Annotated in this window: 17 protein-coding genes; 11 read left to right on the plus strand and 6 right to left on the minus strand. The window is 61.5% G+C overall.

Translation table 11 applies throughout. The annotated features are described in order from the left end of the window. Complete coding sequence (locus MN188_RS11030; protein ID WP_242109104.1) at positions 1-1572, minus strand: trimethylamine methyltransferase family protein; 1572 nt, start codon at positions 1570-1572, stop codon at positions 1-3. 82 nt (positions 1573-1654) lie between these two features. On the opposite strand from MN188_RS11030, the gene MN188_RS11035 reads away from it, so the two are divergent. After that, complete coding sequence (locus MN188_RS11035) at positions 1655-2281, plus strand: TetR/AcrR family transcriptional regulator (RefSeq protein WP_242109105.1); 627 nt, start codon at positions 1655-1657, stop codon at positions 2279-2281. A 43-nt stretch (positions 2282-2324) separates the two neighbouring features. Here MN188_RS11035 and nhaA read toward each other — a convergent pair whose 3' ends face one another. Beyond that, a complete protein-coding gene (gene nhaA / locus MN188_RS11040) occupies positions 2325-4118 on the minus strand; it encodes a Na+/H+ antiporter NhaA (RefSeq protein ID WP_242109106.1) in 1794 nt (597 codons plus the stop codon). A 152-nt stretch (positions 4119-4270) separates the two neighbouring features. Here nhaA and phnN point away from each other — a divergent pair, with 152 nt between their 5' ends. After that, on the plus strand, positions 4271-4855 hold the full coding sequence (gene phnN / locus MN188_RS11045; protein WP_242109107.1) for a phosphonate metabolism protein/1,5-bisphosphokinase (PRPP-forming) PhnN: 585 nt from the start codon (positions 4271-4273) through the stop codon (positions 4853-4855). On the opposite strand, the gene MN188_RS11050 is transcribed toward phnN, so the two are convergent. Genes MN188_RS11050 through MN188_RS11065 form a run of 4 tightly spaced genes read right to left on the minus strand, consistent with a single transcriptional unit; the run spans position 4822 to position 7726 of the window. Further along, positions 4822-5505 carry a DUF1045 domain-containing protein gene (locus MN188_RS11050; RefSeq protein ID WP_242109108.1) on the minus strand — a complete coding sequence of 228 codons (684 nt, stop codon included), beginning with the start codon at positions 5503-5505 and terminating at the stop codon, positions 4822-4824. The genes phnN and MN188_RS11050 overlap by 34 nt on opposite strands. A 12-nt stretch (positions 5506-5517) precedes the next feature. Next, positions 5518-6315, minus strand: a complete 798-nt coding sequence (locus tag MN188_RS11055) for an ABC transporter substrate-binding protein (RefSeq protein WP_242109109.1) — start codon at positions 6313-6315, stop codon at positions 5518-5520. Then, positions 6312-7028 carry an ATP-binding cassette domain-containing protein gene (locus MN188_RS11060; protein ID WP_242109110.1) on the minus strand — a complete coding sequence of 239 codons (717 nt, stop codon included), beginning with the start codon at positions 7026-7028 and terminating at the stop codon, positions 6312-6314. Before MN188_RS11060 ends, MN188_RS11055 begins: the two co-directional genes overlap by 4 nt. After that, positions 7022-7726, minus strand: a complete 705-nt coding sequence (locus tag MN188_RS11065) for an ABC transporter permease (RefSeq protein ID WP_242109111.1) — start codon at positions 7724-7726, stop codon at positions 7022-7024. The genes MN188_RS11060 and MN188_RS11065 overlap by 7 nt, the downstream gene beginning before the upstream one ends. A gap of 178 nt (positions 7727-7904) precedes the next feature. Between MN188_RS11065 and MN188_RS11070 the strand changes: the two genes are divergently transcribed. The 9 genes from MN188_RS11070 to MN188_RS11110 all read left to right on the plus strand — a co-directional run bounded on the left by MN188_RS11070 (position 7905) and on the right by MN188_RS11110 (position 17435). Further along, complete coding sequence (locus MN188_RS11070; RefSeq protein ID WP_242109113.1) at positions 7905-9233, plus strand: NAD(P)-dependent oxidoreductase; 1329 nt, start codon at positions 7905-7907, stop codon at positions 9231-9233. A 3-nt stretch (positions 9234-9236) separates the two neighbouring features. Then, entirely contained in the window at positions 9237-10559 is a 1323-nt protein-coding gene (preA, locus tag MN188_RS11075) for an NAD-dependent dihydropyrimidine dehydrogenase subunit PreA (protein WP_242109114.1), read from the plus strand. Positions 10560-10781: 222 nt separating this feature from the next. Further along, on the plus strand, positions 10782-12032 hold the full coding sequence (locus MN188_RS11080; RefSeq protein ID WP_242109116.1) for a Zn-dependent hydrolase: 1251 nt from the start codon (positions 10782-10784) through the stop codon (positions 12030-12032). Positions 12033-12121: 89 nt separating this feature from the next. Continuing rightward, the gene (gene hydA / locus MN188_RS11085) at positions 12122-13576 is read left to right on the plus strand and encodes a dihydropyrimidinase (protein WP_242109117.1); all 1455 of its coding nucleotides are present in this window, start codon (positions 12122-12124) and stop codon (positions 13574-13576) included. Positions 13577-13592: 16 nt separating this feature from the next. After that, entirely contained in the window at positions 13593-14363 is a 771-nt protein-coding gene (locus tag MN188_RS11090) for an ABC transporter ATP-binding protein (RefSeq protein ID WP_242109489.1), read from the plus strand. Positions 14364-14443: 80 nt separating this feature from the next. Next, positions 14444-14698, plus strand: a complete 255-nt coding sequence (locus MN188_RS11095; protein ID WP_242109118.1) for a hypothetical protein — start codon at positions 14444-14446, stop codon at positions 14696-14698. Then, a complete protein-coding gene (locus MN188_RS11100) occupies positions 14695-15570 on the plus strand; it encodes an ABC transporter permease (protein ID WP_242109119.1) in 876 nt (291 codons plus the stop codon). Before MN188_RS11095 ends, MN188_RS11100 begins: the two co-directional genes overlap by 4 nt. Then, a complete protein-coding gene (locus MN188_RS11105) occupies positions 15567-16412 on the plus strand; it encodes an ABC transporter permease (protein ID WP_242109120.1) in 846 nt (281 codons plus the stop codon). The genes MN188_RS11100 and MN188_RS11105 overlap by 4 nt, the downstream gene beginning before the upstream one ends. Positions 16413-16451: 39 nt before the next feature. Continuing rightward, positions 16452-17435 (plus strand): ABC transporter substrate-binding protein, encoded by a 984-nt coding sequence (locus MN188_RS11110; RefSeq protein ID WP_242109121.1) that lies wholly within the window; start codon positions 16452-16454, stop codon positions 17433-17435. Positions 17436-17653: the final 218 nt, after the last annotated feature.

Raw genomic sequence — 17653 nt, forward strand, 5'->3', positions numbered from 1 at the left:
TTAATACCACATGTCTTTCATCGAGGATTTCTTGCGATCCATGAAGTCACGAAGCGCCTCGTCAATCGCCGGATCCAACGGCGGCGCCTCATATTCGGCCAGCAGCTTTTTCCAACGGGTGTTGGCGCGCGCGGCCATGTCGACCTCGCCCTGTTCATCCCAGGTTTCCCACGGCTGGTTGTCATCCAGCGCGCTATCGTAATAGGCGGTCTGGTAATGGCGCAGCGTGTGCTGGGTCGAGAACAGATGCTCGCCCGGTCCGAACTCGGCCAGCGCGTCGAAGCCCAGGCTGTCTTCGTCCGTCTTGACCCCGTTCAAATAGGCATGCAGCGCGCCGCACAAGTCGGTATCCAACACGAATTTCTCATAACTCATCGACAAAAGCCCATCGAGGAACCCGGCCGAATGCAGCACATAGTTCGCGCCGCATTGCACGGCGGACATCATCGACATCATCGCCTGCTGCATCGCCTGCGCATCGGGCAGTTTCGAGGTCGAAAAGTTCCCCGCACAGCGCAGGGGCAGTTTCAACCGCCGCGCCAATTGCCCCATGACAAGCGATCCCAACGCGGGTTCCGGTGTACCAAAGGTCGGTGATCCTGACCGCAACGACATCGACGACAGGAACGACGCCAGCACCGTCGGCGCGCCGGGGCGCACCAGCTGGGTCAAAGCGCAAGAGACCATGCTTTCCGCCAGGCATTGCGCCACCGATCCGGCCATTGTCAGCGGCGACACCGCCCCGCCCAGCAGAAACGGCAGATGGATCGAACCCTGATTGGCCGCCGCATAGGCGCGGATGCCCTGCGTCGTCACCCCGTCCAACACCAGGGGCGAGGTCGTGTTGAAATTGCCCATGATGACGCAGTTCTGATCGACGTGCTCAGCGCCAAACAGAATACGCGCCATCTCGATCGAATCCTCGGCCCGCTCGGGCGCCGTGATCGACCCAAGAAAACCGCGGTCGGAATACTTGATGTGCGAATACACCATGTCCAGGTGCCGCTTGTTCACCGCAATGTCCGTGGGTTCGCAGATGGTGCCGCCGGAATGGTGCAGCCACGGCGACGACTGGCCCAGCTTGATCAGGTTCTGAAAATCCTCGATCGTGCCGTAGCGACGCCCCTTGTCCAGATCCATCACGAAGGGCGAGCCATAGGACGGCGCGAACACCACGTTGTCGCCGCCGATCTCTACATTGTTTTTTGGATTGCGGGCGTGTTGGGTGAACACCTCGGGCGCGGTTTGCAGGATCTGCCGGATCATGCCGGGCGCGAATTTGATGTTCCAGCGCTCAGGCCCCAGATCGGTCACCTCGCCGCCTGCCGCCCGGAACAGCGCGACCGCTTCCGGATCGTCGCGAAACTCGATCCCGATCTCGGCCATGATGCGATCTGCGGTCGCCTCGATCTTCTCAAGACTGTCTTCGTTCATGAGGTCATAGGTCGGAATGCCGCGTTTGATGAAGGGCACTTCGAGGTGCGGGTTTTGCCCCGGCTCGGCCGATCTTTGCGTGCCGCTGCCCCTGGATTTGCTGCCGCGCCTCCCGCGCCGCACGGTTCCGTCGCTCATCGCTTCCTCCCTCACGAGTCGTCTGACTGACATATCTGTCACCACGATTGACATACCTGTCAAGTTTTTCTAGCGTGCCGCCATGGACGGATCGACACCGCAAAAACCCCAAAAACCCAAAGGGTCTGAGGACCTGTGGCTTTCGGCCGCCTACGAGGTGTTGACCGAAAGCGGTGTCGAGGCGGTGAAAGTCATGCCGCTTGCCAAGCGCCTGGGCCTGACACGCACCGGGTTTTATTGGCATTTCAAGGATCGCGATGCGCTGTTGGAGGCGATGATCCAACGCTGGGAGGATCGCAACACCGGCAACCTTGTCGCGCGTTGCGAGGCCTATGCCGAAACGATCTGCGAGGCGATGTTCAACCTGTTCGATTGCTGGCTCGACAACGACCTGTTCGACGCGCGGCTGGATCTGGCAATCCGCAACTGGGCCCGCAATGATAAAGCGCTGGCCACGCGGCTGGATCGCGCGGATGCCACCCGGCGCGCAGCGATCATTGCAATGTATGAACGTTTCGGCTTTTCGGGCGACCAGGCCGAGGTGCGCGCGGGCACGGTCATTTACACCCAGATCGGCTATATCTCGATGCAGGTGTCAGAGGGTCGCGATGAACGGATCGCACGCATGCCGGCCTATATCGAGGTCTATACAGGCAAGGCGCCGACCGACGGTGAAATCGCCCGTTTCCTGGCGCGCCATAACATGTGAAACGCCTGCTCCGTGCGACGGGGTGGCTGGGGCAAGCGTCGCCTCAGCGCGTCCGCCCTGCCATCCACAAAACCGCGGCCCCACCGACAGCAGACACCAAGCTTGCGATCAGAATGGCCAGCTTCACACCGTCCAGCTGCGGCCCTTCGAAACTGGCCGTGCCGATGAAGATCGACATGGTAAATCCAACCCCGGCCAACATGCCTGCCCCAAGGATTTGAACCCAGTTCACATCGTCCGACATCTGCGCCAATCCCAGTTTCACAGCCAGGAAAACGGCCAAGAATACACCCAACGGCTTGCCGATAACCAGCCCGGCCATCACACCCAATGCCTCAGGTGCAAAGGCGTCGAAACTTGATCCCAGAATGACAATACCGGTGTTGAAGAAGGCAAACAGCGGCAAAATCAGGAAGTTCGACCAGTTCTCCAACGCGTGTTGCAAGTGGAACCCCGGGTCGCGCAACCGGTCGATACTGGCCTGCAACCGGGCGACTGTTCCGGGTGTCACGGGAACATCGGGCCGTTGTGCTTCGAGCTTGAACAACGCCGAAGTCTGTGCCGCGATACCTTCGACATTGGCCGACCGACGCGACGGAATCGCAGCGGCGGTCAACACACCGGCAAGCGTTGCATGCAGCCCGCTTTCGTGGATGAAATACCACATGAACACCATCAGGATCAGATAGGGGAAACGGGCGTAAATCCGCCCTCTGTTCAAGGCCAACATGACGATGAACAGGGCGACGGCCACCAAGAATGCATCCAGATGGAACCCGTGACCATAGAAGGCAGCGATAACAAGGATCGCACCCAGGTCATCGGCGATGGCCAGCGCGGACACGAAAACCTTCAACGATGTTGGCACGCGATCGCCCAACAGCGCCATGATCCCCAATGTGAAAGCGATATCCGTTGCCATCGGAATGCCCCAACCGTGTGCGGTTGGTGTTCCATAGTTGATGGCAAAGTAGATTCCCGCCGGAACCAGCATACCACCGATTGCGCCGACGATCGGCAGGGCCGCGTGTGACAGATCTGAAAGCTCTCCGCCTACCATTTCGCGTTTGATTTCAATCCCGACCAACAGGAAAAACAGCGCCATCAGCGCGTCGTTGATCCACATTTCAAGCGGTAGGTGAAACCCCCAGTTTCCGGCCGAAAGCCCGATAACCGTTTCTCGAAGGTGTTCATAGCCGTCGTGAAGCCCAACGTTCGCTACCACCAACGCGGCCAGCGTCGCCAACACCAGGGCAAAGCCGGCACTCGCCGCCCATTGCACGAATTCGGTCGAAACCAGGTGCAGCCGCACGCCCAGCGGCTTCCTGATCGCCTCGATCAAGCTGGTTTCATCCCAGGCGCCGTCATATTCCCGATCACCGATGAACAGGGCCGGTGTTTGCAACGCACCCATTTCATCGGCGGTGGCGAGATCCTCGGCCAGACGGCGGGTTGTTTCTTCTGATTTCAGGTCGGCCCGGAACTGTTGAATGTCCAAGTCCAGCAACTCGGCCAGTTCGATCACCAAATCCTTGGAATACCTGCGTCCGCTGGAAAACAGGGCGTTGTGCATCGCCATGTGCTTGCCCTGCGCATGTGCGGCAATGGCCGCGCGGGCGGCAATTTCCGACCCCCGTGTCGATCGAGGAAGATACCGGATCACCAATGCAGCACGTTTTTGCGCAAATCGCGCAGCCGAGCGTTTGATCACACCGCGCATCCGACGCGTTGGGCGATCGGTGAAATCAACGAACCAGACAAGGGTCGTGGTCGCGTCCGGGTCACCAATTACAAAGTCTCGTTCAACGTCAAAGTCGGGGGGTTGCTTGCTCGCCATGGGGGTCTTTCTTCAGGTCTCGCGAATTTGCGCCCAACGGGGGTAAAAGACAAGTGGGACCATTGCCGCGCCCAGAAGCACGGACACCTCACATCGGTTCCGCTGGACGGAGCCTGAGACAGCCGCCTATTGTGCACTTTATGGACCAGTCCTTGATCACATCTGGGTACCAGGCCAAGGCTCGACGCGGGTGCTTCATCGCGGTTGTCGGCCCGTCCGGTGCGGGCAAGGACACGTTGATGCACCGCGCCTCGGACCAAGCCGGGTTCGCACTCGCACGCCGTGTGATCACAAAACCGCCCGCCGCGACAGGTGAAGCCTTCGAAAGCGTGTCCAAGCATGAATTTATCCGCCGTCGACAGGCGCGGTGTTTCGCCTTGCACTGGACCGCTCATGGCTTTGATTATGCGATTTCTGCTGAAATAGAGACTGATTTGGCCGCTGGGCAACATGTTTTGGCGAATCTGTCCCGGGCCGTTTTACCAAGGCTCCAGGAAGTGTTCTCACCCGCTGGGATCATTCTGGTCACTGCTCCGCCCGAGATTCTGGCGCAACGCCTGACCCAAAGAAATCGCGAAAGCCGGGCCCAGATCGAAAGCCGCCTGGCCCGCGCCTCGTTTCAGGTTGACCCATCCCTTTCGCCCGTCGTGGTGGAAAACTCCGGCGACCTGGGTGACGCTGTCACCGCCTTCATCGCCGCCTGTCACGCGGTCATCGGCACACGTCGGATCAAGTGAAACAGACCCTTGTCGTCCTCGCCGACCAAGCACAGGGACGAGACCTGAAACGGACCATTCAATACGGGCGACAAATACCGCTCCAATGCCGCTTGTACCGGCGCAGCGCCCCCTTCCTCCAGCGAGCCGGTCAATGTGATGTGGAAGCGAAAGGCCTCCCTCACGAAGGGATACCCCCACCGCTGCAAAAGCACATCCTGGCCTGGCGTCAGTCCGGGCTTTCTGCGCGTTTCCAACTCTTCGGGCGTCAGGGCCGCGCGAAATGCGTCAAGGTCGGCGACAACGCGGGCCGCCAATTGCGCCATGTGTTCACTGGGAGAGGCAGGCACCAGCGCCAGGAACCGGCCGACTTGGGCCACCTTCAGCGCGGGCAAGGAAACCGGCGTCAAAAGGGCAGATAGCTGAGACACCGCGGCCTCAAGGTCTTGCAGGCTTCCCCCTTGCGCCAGTCGAAATGGCGGCTTGAGGGTTGCGTGCGCGCCGTATCTGCGTGGGGTTTGGGTAAGGCCGGATACGTCCAGCCCAGCGATTTGAGGCTGATCGACAAACGTGCCTGTGACAATGTCCCACCCCAGCCACGCCGTCAGCCGTTCTGCAAGATCACCCGGCTCTGGCAGGGCATACACGGCATATCGAAGAAAGGATTCCATCCAGAATAGTCTCTATTCCACCGCGTTTGCTGTAAACAATGTCTCTCCGTTGATTTGATACGCCGCAATCATCGTCTGAGCTTTTTCGCTGACAAGCCAAGCCTCAAGCAGCGCATTAAGGTCCGATTTCACATGGGGGTGTCTCTCCTGGTTGACCGGCAGGAACGCATATTGATTGAACAGAACCGGGTCGCCGGTGAACAAAAGCGCAATCCCGCGCGGGTTCCCGAAGTTCAGCCAACTGGCCCGGTCGGCCAACACGTACGAACCCAGCGCCGCCGCAGTGTTCAGCGTGGCCCCCATCCCGGACCCTGCTTCGCGATACCAAGCCACGTCCCGGTCTGCGATCCCAGCCGCCACCCACAGCGCCAGCTCTTTCTTGTGGGTCCCACTGTCATCACCGCGCGACACGAAAGGCGCACGGGTTTCAGCAATGGCGGTCAGGGCGGCGATCGCATCCGGGGCGGCGGCAATCCCTGCCGGATCGTCCGCCGGTCCGATCAACACGAAATCATTGTACATGATCTCACGTCGGTGACGTCCAAACCCCTGGGCGAGGAACGCCTCTTCCGCCGTACGGGAGTGCACCAGGATGGCGTCGACATCCCCGGCCTCGCCCAACCGGATCGCTTGCCCGGTGCCGACGACGATCAGGTGCACATTCAGACCGATATCCGCCTTGATGACGGGGAGCAGGATGTTGGACAGGCCCGAGTTGTGAAACGACGTCGTCACGGCCAGTTTCAAGTCACCAGCAATGGCTGGCATGCCAATCAAAAGCGTGATCAGGGCAGCAAACAAACGGGTCATTCCAGAATATCTCCGTTCAGGAAGGCGGTGGCCTCAGGGGTCTGTGGGTGCGTGAAAAAACCGGTGGCGGGGCCAGTTTCAAAAACCTGGCCCTGATGCAGGAACACGATATCGCTGCCCAGGCGCCGGGCCTGTCCCATGTCATGGGTGGACATCACCAGCCGCGTGTCGCGGGCCACGGCGTCCAGCAGGATCGCCTCGACTTCACGGGTCGACCGGCCATCCAGATGCGCAGTGGGTTCATCCAGGATCAGCATCTGCGGCGCGCGGATCAGGGCGCGGGCAAGGGCCATTTTCTGCCGCTCCCCCCCGGACAGGGACGAGGCAGGTTGGCGCGCCTGTTCTGTCAGTCCGACGCGGACAATCCAGTCGTCAACCACGTCGTCCGTAGTGCTTGAACGCCCAAACGTCAGCCTGGCGGCATAGGCGATATTATCGCGGACCGAGCGCCGCATGAGCACGGGATTTTGGAAAATGAATGCCTGTGCGGCGCGCGCTTCATCAACCCCAACAGCCCAGTTCTGCGTGCCGCCAGATTGGCGCTGCAACCCATGTATCAGGCGTAATAGGGTCGTTTTTCCAGCCCCATTCGGGCCAATCACCATGGTCACCCCGGCCTGACCAAGAGTTAAGTCCACGGGTCCGAGGATTCGCTTGCCATGCACCTGTGCGGTGGCACCTGAAAGCGTCAGGGGAAGGATCGTTGTCACCATCTCCGCCCCCGTTCCGTACCCGACAGGATATGTGCAAGAAGGTTAACCGTGATGGACAGGCCGATCAGGACAAAGCCAAGCGCCAGTGCGAGCGAAAAGTTTCCCTTCGAGGTTTCCAGCGAAATCGCAGTGGTCAGAACCCGCGTTAGCTGATCGATGTTGCCGCCGACGATCATGATCGCCCCCACCTCACCAATAGCGCGACCAAACCCGGCCAGGGTGGCCGTCAGCAGTGACCGGCGGCCATCCCAGATCAGCGTGATCAGGCGCTGACGTCGGGTCGTGCCAAGAGAGATCAGAAGATCATGGTATTCCGCCCACAGCTCTCGCGAGGCCTGATGGGCGATCGAGGCGATGAGCGGCGTGATGATGATCACCTGCGCGATGATCATCGCGGTGGGGGTGAACAGAAGGTTCAGTACCCCGAACGGTCCCGCACGCGACAGCATGAGATAGACCAAAAGCCCGACCACGACCGGCGGCAATCCCATCAGCGCGTTCAGAACCGCGATGGTCAGGCGGCGCATGCGAAACCGGTTCAGCGCCAGCCAGACGCCGAATGGCACGCCCAGCGCCGTGGCGATCACCACTGCGGTCAGGGTCACGCGCAGCGACCGCGCCGTGATCTCGATCAACGTCGGATCCAGCGTGATAAGCAGCCAGAACGCCTGCAATATGCCCTGCCAAATATCGGTCATGTTCCGTGGCTAGCATGATGTTCGACACCCGGCCACCGCCGATCGCGTCGCCCCAAGCCCCGAAATCGACACGAGAAAACCCGGGCGAGCCTCGATGATATTTTACCAATTGATAAAATTTTCAACTCGTGCCACGCTGAAAAGAAATCGGACACCAACTTCAGAGAGGGAGGGACCCTTGGCCAATTCCCCCGCAACACCCGGCCTTGCCGCCGGCCGCCTGGCGCCTCAGGCGTATCAGGATAATTTCACCGACCTGCATCCGCCGCTGAACGATCACGAGGCTCTGGTGGCCGCTGATCGCTGCTATTTCTGTCACGACGCGCCATGTATGGACGCCTGTCCGACGACGATCGACATACCGCTGTTCATCCGCCAGATCGCGACCGGCACGCCCGAGGCGGCGGCCACGACGATCCTGACCCAGAACATTCTGGGTGGCATGTGCGCGCGGGTCTGCCCAACCGAAACCTTGTGCGAAGAGGTCTGCGTGCGCGAAGTTGCCGAAGGCAAGCCGGTCACGATCGGCCAGCTGCAACGCTTTGCCACCGACAAGGTCATGGAGTCCCACCCGTTCACCCGCGCCACACCCACGGGGAAAACCGTGGCCGTCGTCGGTGCGGGACCTGCGGGCCTGTCCGCTGCGCACCGCCTTGCGATGCACGGTCATGACGTGGTGCTGTATGACGCCCGCGCCAAGGCCGGAGGGCTGAACGAGTTTGGCATTGCAAGCTACAAAAGCGTCGACGGCTTTGCGGCACGCGAGGTCGACTGGCTGCTGTCCATCGGTGGAATAGAGGTCAAGCTGGGTCAGGCGCTGGGCAACGGATTGCAGCTGGACGAGCTGGCGAAACGCTATGACGCCGTGTTTCTGGGTATCGGCCTGACCGGCGTGAATGCCCTGGGCTGCGACGGCGAAGACAAGGACGGCGTTTTAGACGCTGTCGATTTCATTTCCGACCTGCGGCAGGCGGACACTCTATCCACGCTCCCTGTGGGCCGTCGTGTCGTCGTCATTGGCGGCGGCATGACGGCAGTGGACGCGGCCGTGCAGGCAAAGCTGTTGGGGGCCGAGGACGTGGCGCTGGTCTATCGCCGCGGGCGCGACCGGATGAATGCAAGCCGGTTCGAACAGGATCTGGCGGCGTCGAAAGGCGTGCGCATCATCACACATGCCAGCCCCAAGGCGATCCACGGCAACGGCGCGGTGGTCGAGATCGAGTTCGCCTATACCCAGGACGGGCCGGGCGGGCTGGCGGAAACCGGAGAGACCTTCCGCCTGAAGGCCGACCAGGTGATGAAGGCCATCGGTCAGACCTTGGGCGATGCCAATGGGCTGAAGCTGGAGGGCCGCAAGATTGCGGTCAACGACACCGGACGCACCAGTCACACCGGCATCTGGGCCGGGGGCGACTGCGCATCGGGAGGCGATGATCTGACCGTGACCGCCGTGGCTGAAGGTCGCGACGCCGCCGAAGACATCCACGCAACATTGATGGGGGGCTGAGACATGGCAGACCTGCACAGCAAATTCCTGGGCATCGAAAGCCCGAACCCGTTCTGGCTGGCCTCGGCCCCGCCCACCGACAAGGAATACAACGTGCGCCGCGCGTTTGAGGCCGGCTGGGGCGGCGTGGTCTGGAAGACCCTGGGCGAAGCCGGGCCGCCAATCGTCAACGTCTCGGGCCCGCGTTATGGTGCGATTTTCGGTGCGGATCGTCGCCTGCTAGGCCTGAACAACATCGAGCTGATCACCGACCGCCCGCTTGAGGTGAACCTTGAGGAAATCACGCGGGTCAAGCGCGACTATCCCGACCGCGCAGTGATCGTCAGCCTGATGGTCCCGTGCGAGGAAGAACCGTGGAAGAAGATCCTGCGTGAGGTCGAATTGACCGGCGCGGACGGGGTCGAGCTGAACTTCGGCTGCCCGCATGGCATGGCTGAACGCGGCATGGGGTCCGCCGTGGGGCAAGTGCCGGAATACATTGAAATGGTCACGGGCTGGGTCAAGAAGCACTCGCACCTGCCGTGCATCGTCAAGCTGACGCCGAACATTTCTGACATCCGTCTCCCCGCTCAGGCCGCCAAACGCGGTGGCGCGGATGCGGTCAGCCTGATCAATACGATCACCTCGATCACATCGGTCAATCTGGACGCGATGGCGCCTGAGCCGATGATCGACGGCATGGGCACCCACGGCGGCTATTGCGGCCCGGCGGTGAAGCCAATCGCGCTGAACATGGTGTCGAAGATCGCCACCGACCCGGAAACCCAGGGCCTGCCGATCAGCGGCATTGGCGGCGTGACCACCTGGCGTGATGCGGCCGAGTTCATGGCTTTGGGCGCGGGCAACGTGCAGGTATGCACCGCCGCCATGACCTTTGGCTTCAAGGTGGTGCAGGAAATGATTTCGGGCCTCAGCCAGTGGATGGACGAAAAGGGCTATACCTCAACCGCCGACTTTGTCGGCGCCGCCGCGCCCAAGGCGACCGAGTGGCAACACCTGAATCTGGATTTCGTCACCAAGGCGGTGATCAACCAGGACGACTGCATCAAATGCGGGCGCTGTTACGCGGCGTGCGAGGATACCTCGCACCAAGCGATCGAGATGTCGGACGACCGCGTGTTCAGCGTGAAGGACGACGAATGCGTTGCCTGCAACCTGTGCGTCAACGTCTGCCCGGTCGAAGGCTGCATCACCATGCGCACGCTGGACCCCGGAGAAGTAGATGAGCGTACCGGCATGGTCATTCCCGACGATAAGCGCAGCTGGCTGGAGCACCCGAATAACCCTTCGGCTGACCCGAACATGTGCATCACGCGCGGACAATAAGCATTGATCTACCCCGGCGCTGTGCTAGCGTCGGGGCTGACCAACTGGTCAAAGAACACAACGCGACAGACCCCGCAAACGGGGCACACGCGCAACAGGGAACAGAGGGTATGCCAAACGCCCCTTACACCGCCCCGGTCCTGACCGGATCACCGCCCGTTTCGGCGGTGCGACGCGCTGTTTCCTGCCCTGCGTCCTTCATTCCCGACAGGAGATCGTGACATGGCAGCCCCCGGCGAAAACATGAAGATCAATGGCGACCGGCTGTGGGACAGCCTGATGGAGATGGCCAAGATCGGCCCCGGCATCGCCGGCGGCAACAACCGCCAGACCGTGACAGACGAAGACGGCGTGGGCCGCCACCTGTTCGCCGACTGGTGCAAGGCCGCGGGCATGACGATGGGCGTGGACACGATGGGCAACATGTTTGCCCGGCGCGAAGGCACCGACCCCGACGCCCTGCCCGTCTATGTCGGCAGTCATCTGGATACACAGCCTACCGGCGGCAAATATGACGGTGTGCTGGGCGTGCTCGGCGGACTGGAGATCATCCGCACCCTGAACGACCTGGGCGTGAAGACGAAGCACCCGATCGTGGTCACCAACTGGACCAACGAAGAAGGCACGCGCTTCGCCCCCGCCATGCTGGCCTCGGGCGTCTTTGCAGGCGTTCACACACAGGACTGGGCATACGATCGTGAAGATCACGACGGCAAGAAGTTCGGCGATGAACTGGCCCGGATCGGCTGGAAGGGCGACGAGGAAGTTGGCGCGCGCAAGATGCACGCGATGTTCGAGCTGCACATCGAACAAGGCCCCATTCTTGAGGCCGAGGGCAAGGACATCGGCGTCGTCACCCACGGTCAGGGCCTGTCCTGGACGCAAGTCACCATAACCGGCAAGGACAGCCACACCGGGTCCACCCCGATGCCGATGCGCAAGAACGCAGGGCTGGGCATGGCGCGGGTACTGGAGGCGGTGGACCAGATCGCATGGTCGCACAAACCCCATGCTGTGGGCGCGGCCGGACATATCGACGTCTACCCGAATTCGCGCAACGTGATCCCCGGCAAGGTCGTGTTCACCGTCGACTTCCGTTCGCCCGACCTGTCGGTCATCGAAGACATGGAGGCGCGGCTACGCGTTGAGGCCCAGAAGATCTGCGACGACATGGGCTTGGGCATTGAATTCGAAAAGGTTGGCGGCTTTGACCCGGTGACCTTCGACGAAGGCTGCGTGACAGCGGTGCGCAACGCAGCGGAGCGGCTGGGCTACAGCCACATGAACCTGATTTCTGGCGCCGGGCATGATGCCTGCTGGGTCAACAAGGTCGCGCCAACGGCGATGGTGATGTGCCCCTGCGTGGACGGGTTGTCCCATAACGAGGCGGAAGAGATCTCGAAAGAATGGGCCACAGCGGGCGCGGATGTGCTGATGCACGCCGTGGTCGAAACGGCGGGGATTGTTGAATAGGGCGCAACCGGGGGGCCAGCCCCCCGGACCCCCCGGGATATTTTCGGCAAGAAAATGAGAAATGCCGATCCGAGATAGGGAGAGACACCATGAGCACTGTCATCAAGAACGGGACCATTGTCACCGCCGACCTGACCTACAAGGCCGATGTCCTTGTGGAGGGCGGCAAGATTGTCGAGATCGGCCCGGACCTGAAGGGCGACAAGGCGTTGGACGCCACGGGCTGTTACGTGATGCCGGGCGGGATCGACCCGCATACGCATCTTGAGATGCCGTTCATGGGGACGTACTCCAGCGATGACTTCGAGTCAGGCACCCGTGCGGGGCTCGCGGGTGGCACCACAATGGTGGTTGATTTTGCCCTGCCCAACCAGGGTGAAAGCCTGCTGGATGCGCTGAAACGGTGGGACAACAAGTCGACCCGCGCGAATTGCGATTACTCGTTCCACATGGCGATCACCTGGTGGGGGGAACAGGTCTGGAACGACATGGAAACGGTCGTGAAGGAACGCGGCATCAACACGTTCAAGCATTTCCTTGCCTACAAGGGTGCGTTGATGGTGAATGATGACGAGCTGTTTCACAGCTTCACCCGCTGCGCCGATCTGGGCGCGACGCCGCTGGTGCACGCCGAGAACGGCGACGTGGTGGCCGAGCTGTCCGCGCGTCTGCTGGCCGAGGGCAACACTGGCCCCGAGGCGCATGCCTATTCCCGTCCGCCACAGGTTGAGGGCGAGGCGACCAACCGCGCGATCATGATCGCCGACATGGCCGGCGCGCCATTGTATGTGGTGCATACATCCTGCGAGGAAAGCCACGAGGCGATCCGCCGCGCGCGGATGCAGGGCAAGCGGGTCTGGGGCGAACCGTTGATCCAGCACCTGACGCTGGATGAAAGCGAGTATTTCAACGAAGACTGGGACCACGCCGCGCGCCGCGTGATGAGCCCGCCGTTCCGCAACAAGCAGCATCAGGACAGCCTGTGGGCGGGTCTTCAGTCCGGCAGTTTGAGCGTCGTGGCCACCGACCACTGCGCCTTTACCACCGAGCAGAAGCGCTATGGTGTCGGCGACTTCACGAAAATTCCCAATGGAACCGGGGGGTTGGAGGACCGCATGCCGATGCTTTGGACCCACGGGGTGAACACCGGGCGCATCACGATGAATGAATTCGTTGCCGTCACCTCGACCAACATCGCCAAGATCCTGAATTGCTACCCCAAGAAGGGTGCGATTCTGGTCGGCGCGGATGCGGACCTGGTGGTTTGGGATCCTGAGAAGGAAAAGACCATCGGCGCGGATATTCAGCAATCGGCGATCGATTACAACGTGTTCGAAGGCAAGCACGTCAAGGGCCTGCCGCGCTATACCCTGACACGTGGCCAGGTGGCCGTGATGGACGGTGAAATCAATACCCAGGAAGGCCACGGCAAGTTCGTTGGTCGCCAGCCGAACGCCACGGTAAACCGCGCCCTGAGCCAATGGAAAGACCTGACCGCCCCGCGCCCAGTGGAACGGTCCGGCATCCCCGCAACCGGAGTATGACGTGACTGCACCCCCCGTGATCGAGGCGAAAGACCTCGACCTGACCTTCCAGACCAATGACGGTCCGATCCATGCGCTGAAGGGCGTGGATCTGACCATCGACAAGGGCGATTTCGTCAGCTTCATCGGCCCGTCCGGTTGTGGCAAGACCACGTTTCTGCGGGTGATTGCGGCGTTGGAGCATCCGACCGGCGGCACCATTACCGTCAACGGCATGACCCCGGACGAAGCGCGGCGCCAGCGCGCTTATGGCTATGTGTTTCAGGCCGCCGGGCTTTACCCGTGGCGCACCATTCGCGGCAACATCAAACTGCCGTTGGAGATCATGGGATATTCCAAGGAACAGCAGGACGAGAACGTCGAAAAGGTGCTGGAACTGGTCGACCTGAAGGGGTTCGGCAAGAAGTTCCCCTGGCAGTTGTCGGGCGGCATGCAGCAGCGCGCCTCGATCGCCCGTGCCTTGGCGTTTGACGCGGAAATCCTGCTCATGGATGAACCGTTCGGGGCGCTGGATGAGATCGTGCGGGATCATTTGAACGAACAGCTTTTGGCGCTGTGGGCGCGCACGAAAAAAACCATCGGCTTCGTCACCCACTCGATCCCCGAGGCGGTGTATCTGTCGACCAAGATCGTGGTGATGAGCCCGCGCCCGGGGCGGATCACCGATGTGATTGAAAGCCCGCTGCCCAAGGAACGCCCGCTGGATATTCGCGACACGCCCGAGTTTCTGGAGGTCGCACACCGGGTGCGCGAAGGTCTGCGCGCGGGGCATGCCTATGACGACTGAAACGCGAAAGTTTAAACCTTTTAAAGCGGGCAACGGCCCGCAGTTTAAACTGTTTAAACCGTTTAAAGAGGGGCGCGCGGATGGCTGAAATGACCCCCGACGATGTGCGCCGCGTGCGCAGCGCCTTCATCTTCCGCATGGGATATGTGGCGGTGCTTTGGCTGGGCTGTGCCCTGTTGCTGCACCGCTTTGGCCTCCAGGGGCTGACCCTGACCATCGTGGTCCTGGCCCTGCCCATCGCAATAGCCCTGATCGCGCCGATGGACTGGCGCTGGCTGAACAAGCACCCGCGATCGGTAAACCGGTTCGGGCTGCGCATGGGGGCGCGGGAATGAACAGGATCGTGCCCATCCTGACCGTCGTTCTGGCCATCGTCGTGCTGTGGTATGGCGCGGCGATTGGCATGAACAAAAAATGGGCGCTGGATCAGGCCGGGCGCGCAGGCGTCGAGTTGAGCACCAGCGAGGTGATCGCGGACACCTGGAGCCAGGACCGCCCGGTCCTGCCCGCGCCGCACCAGGTGGCGCAGGAGCTGTGGAAGACCACCGGCGCGATGGTCCTGAAGGGCCGCGCCATGTCGAAACGCAGCCTGATCTTTCACGGCTGGATCACCCTGTCGGCCACCCTGTTGGGCTTTGCCATTGGCACCGGGGCGGGCATTCTGCTGGCCGTCGGCATCGTGCACAACCGCGCGATGGATATGAGCGTTATGCCCTGGGCGATTGCGTCGCAAACCATCCCCATTCTGGCGATTGCACCGATGATCATCGTGGTTCTGAACAGCGTCGGCATTCAGGGGTTGCTGCCCAAGGCGTTCATCTCGGCCTATCTGTCCTTCTTTCCGGTCGTGGTCGGTATGGTGAAGGGGCTGCGCAGCCCCGATGCGATGCAGCTGGACCTGTTGCGCACCTATAATGCCTCGGGGGGTGAGACGTTTCGCAAGCTGCGGCTGCCGTCCTCGATGCCGTATCTGTTCACCAGCTTGAAAATCGGTATGGCCGCGTCGCTGGTCGGTGCCATCGTGGGCGAACTTCCCACCGGCGCCATTCGCGGACTTGGCGCGCGGATGTTGACCGGCAGCTACTACGGTCAGACGATCCAGATCTGGAGCGCGCTGTTCGCCGCCGCCATTCTAGCCGCCAGCCTGGTGGGCATCATCGGCTTGATCGAACGGCGGATGCTGAAACGGATGGGGGCAAAACAATGATCTGGATTGCTTTCGCCATCGTCTTTTGGGCCGCAACCTGGGGACTGAATTCCTGGATCGCCAATGGCCCCTTTGCCGCCACCCGCGCCGCGCGTCTGGCGGTGCCGGTGATCTTCGGCGTGACCATCATCGTGGTGTGGGAGGCATTGGTGCGCGGCTTGGCTGTGCCCAGCGTGATCCTGCCCCCGCCCAGCGCAATTGCCGCGAAATTCGCGACCTCGATCCCGACCTTGTGGGAGGATTTCGTGCAGACCTTCGTGAAGGGCGCGCTGAGCGGATATCTCATTGGCTGCGGATCCGCCTTCGTGACAGCAGTGCTGATCGATCGCTCGCCATTCCTGCAACGCGGGCTGTTGCCTGTGGGCAATTTCATCGCCGCCCTGCCGATCATCGGCACCGCGCCGATCCTGGTGATGTGGTTCGGCTTCGACTGGCACTCCAAGGCCGCCGTGGTTGTCGTGATGGTGTTCTTTCCGATGCTGGTGAACACGGTGCAGGGCCTGGCCGCGACGGATGCGATGCAGCGCGACCTGATGCACACCTATTCCGCGTCCTATTGGCAGCGCCTGCTGAAACTGCGCCTGCCCGCCGCCATGCCCGCGATCTTCAACGGGCTTAAAATTGCGACAACCCTTGCGCTGATCGGTGCTATCGTTGCTGAATTCTTCGGCAGCCCGATCAAAGGCATGGGCTTTCGCATTTCGACCGAGGTGGGTCGGCTGGGCCTTGATATGGTCTGGGCAGAAATCACGGTCGCAGCACTGGCCGGCTCGGCGTTCTATGGGATCGTCGCAACAATCGAGAAGGGGGTCACCTTCTGGCACCCCTCGCAAAGAGGTTGAGCAAAAGCAATCAACCAATAACCAACGGGAGAAGACGACATGATGAAAACACTGAAAGGCACGCTGGGGGCGATGGCCCTGATGTCCACCTCGGCGATGGCCGCGGATGACGTGACACTGCAACTGAAATGGGTCACGCAAGCCCAGTTCGCGGGGTATTACGTGGCGCTGGAAAACGGGTTCTACGCCGATGAGGATCTGAACGTGACGATCAAGCCCGGTGGCCCCGACGTGGCCCCGGTGCAGGTTCTGATGGGCGGTGGCGCCGACGTGATGGTCGACTGGATGCCCTCCGCCCTGGCCGCCCGCGAACAGGGCGCGCCGGTGGTGAACATCGCCCAGCCGTTCAAAAGCTCAGGCATGATGCTAACCTGCCGCAAGGACACCGGCATCACCAGCCCCGCCGATTTCGCCGGCAACACGCTGGGCGTCTGGTTCTATGGCAACGAATACCCGTTCCTGAGCTGGATGAGCAGCCTTGGCATCTCGACCGAGGGCGGCGATGGCGTGACGGTTCTGAAACAAGGCTTCAACGTCGATCCGCTGCTGCAAGGTCAGGCGGCCTGCGTGTCCACCATGACCTATAACGAATACTGGCAGGTGATCGACGCGGGCCTGTCCGCCGACGATCTGGTGACCTTCAAATACGAAGATCAGGGCGTGGCGACGCTGGAGGACGGCCTGTATGTGCTTGAGGACAAGCTGGGCGACGACGCCTTTGTCGGCCAGATGGAGCGCTTTGTCCGCGCCAGCATGAAGGGCTGGAAATGGGCCGAGGAGAACCCGGAAGACGCCGCGATGATCGTGCTGGAATATGACGAGACCGGCGCCCAGACCGAAAAGCACCAGGTGCGCATGATGGGTGAGATCGCCAAGCTGACCGCAGGCTCGACCGGCGCGCTGGACGTGGCGGATTATGATCGCACCGTGGCCACCCTGATGGGCGGCGGGTCCGACCCGGTCATCACCAAGATGCCCGAGGGTGCATATTCCCTGGCCATCACCGACGCGGCGCTGAAGTAAGCCCCGCCAATAGACCAAGCCAACGCAAGGGCCGCGCCACCCCGGTGCGGCCCTTTTGTTCCGTCGACTTACCGAGATGCGTTGTGGACCTGTTAAACCTTTAGCAAAATGCGTGCAGCGGGACCGGAAGAACAGGTTTTGAGATCCGAAAACCAGCTGCAGGAGGCAGCCAGAAGGGTGACCGGCGCAAAGCGTCTGGCGCCGTTGGTTAATGTCTT

Origin of the sequence: Aliiroseovarius subalbicans (assembly GCF_022678625.1) — a bacterium.
GTDB classification, from domain to species: Bacteria; Pseudomonadota; Alphaproteobacteria; order Rhodobacterales; family Rhodobacteraceae; genus Aliiroseovarius_A; species Aliiroseovarius_A subalbicans.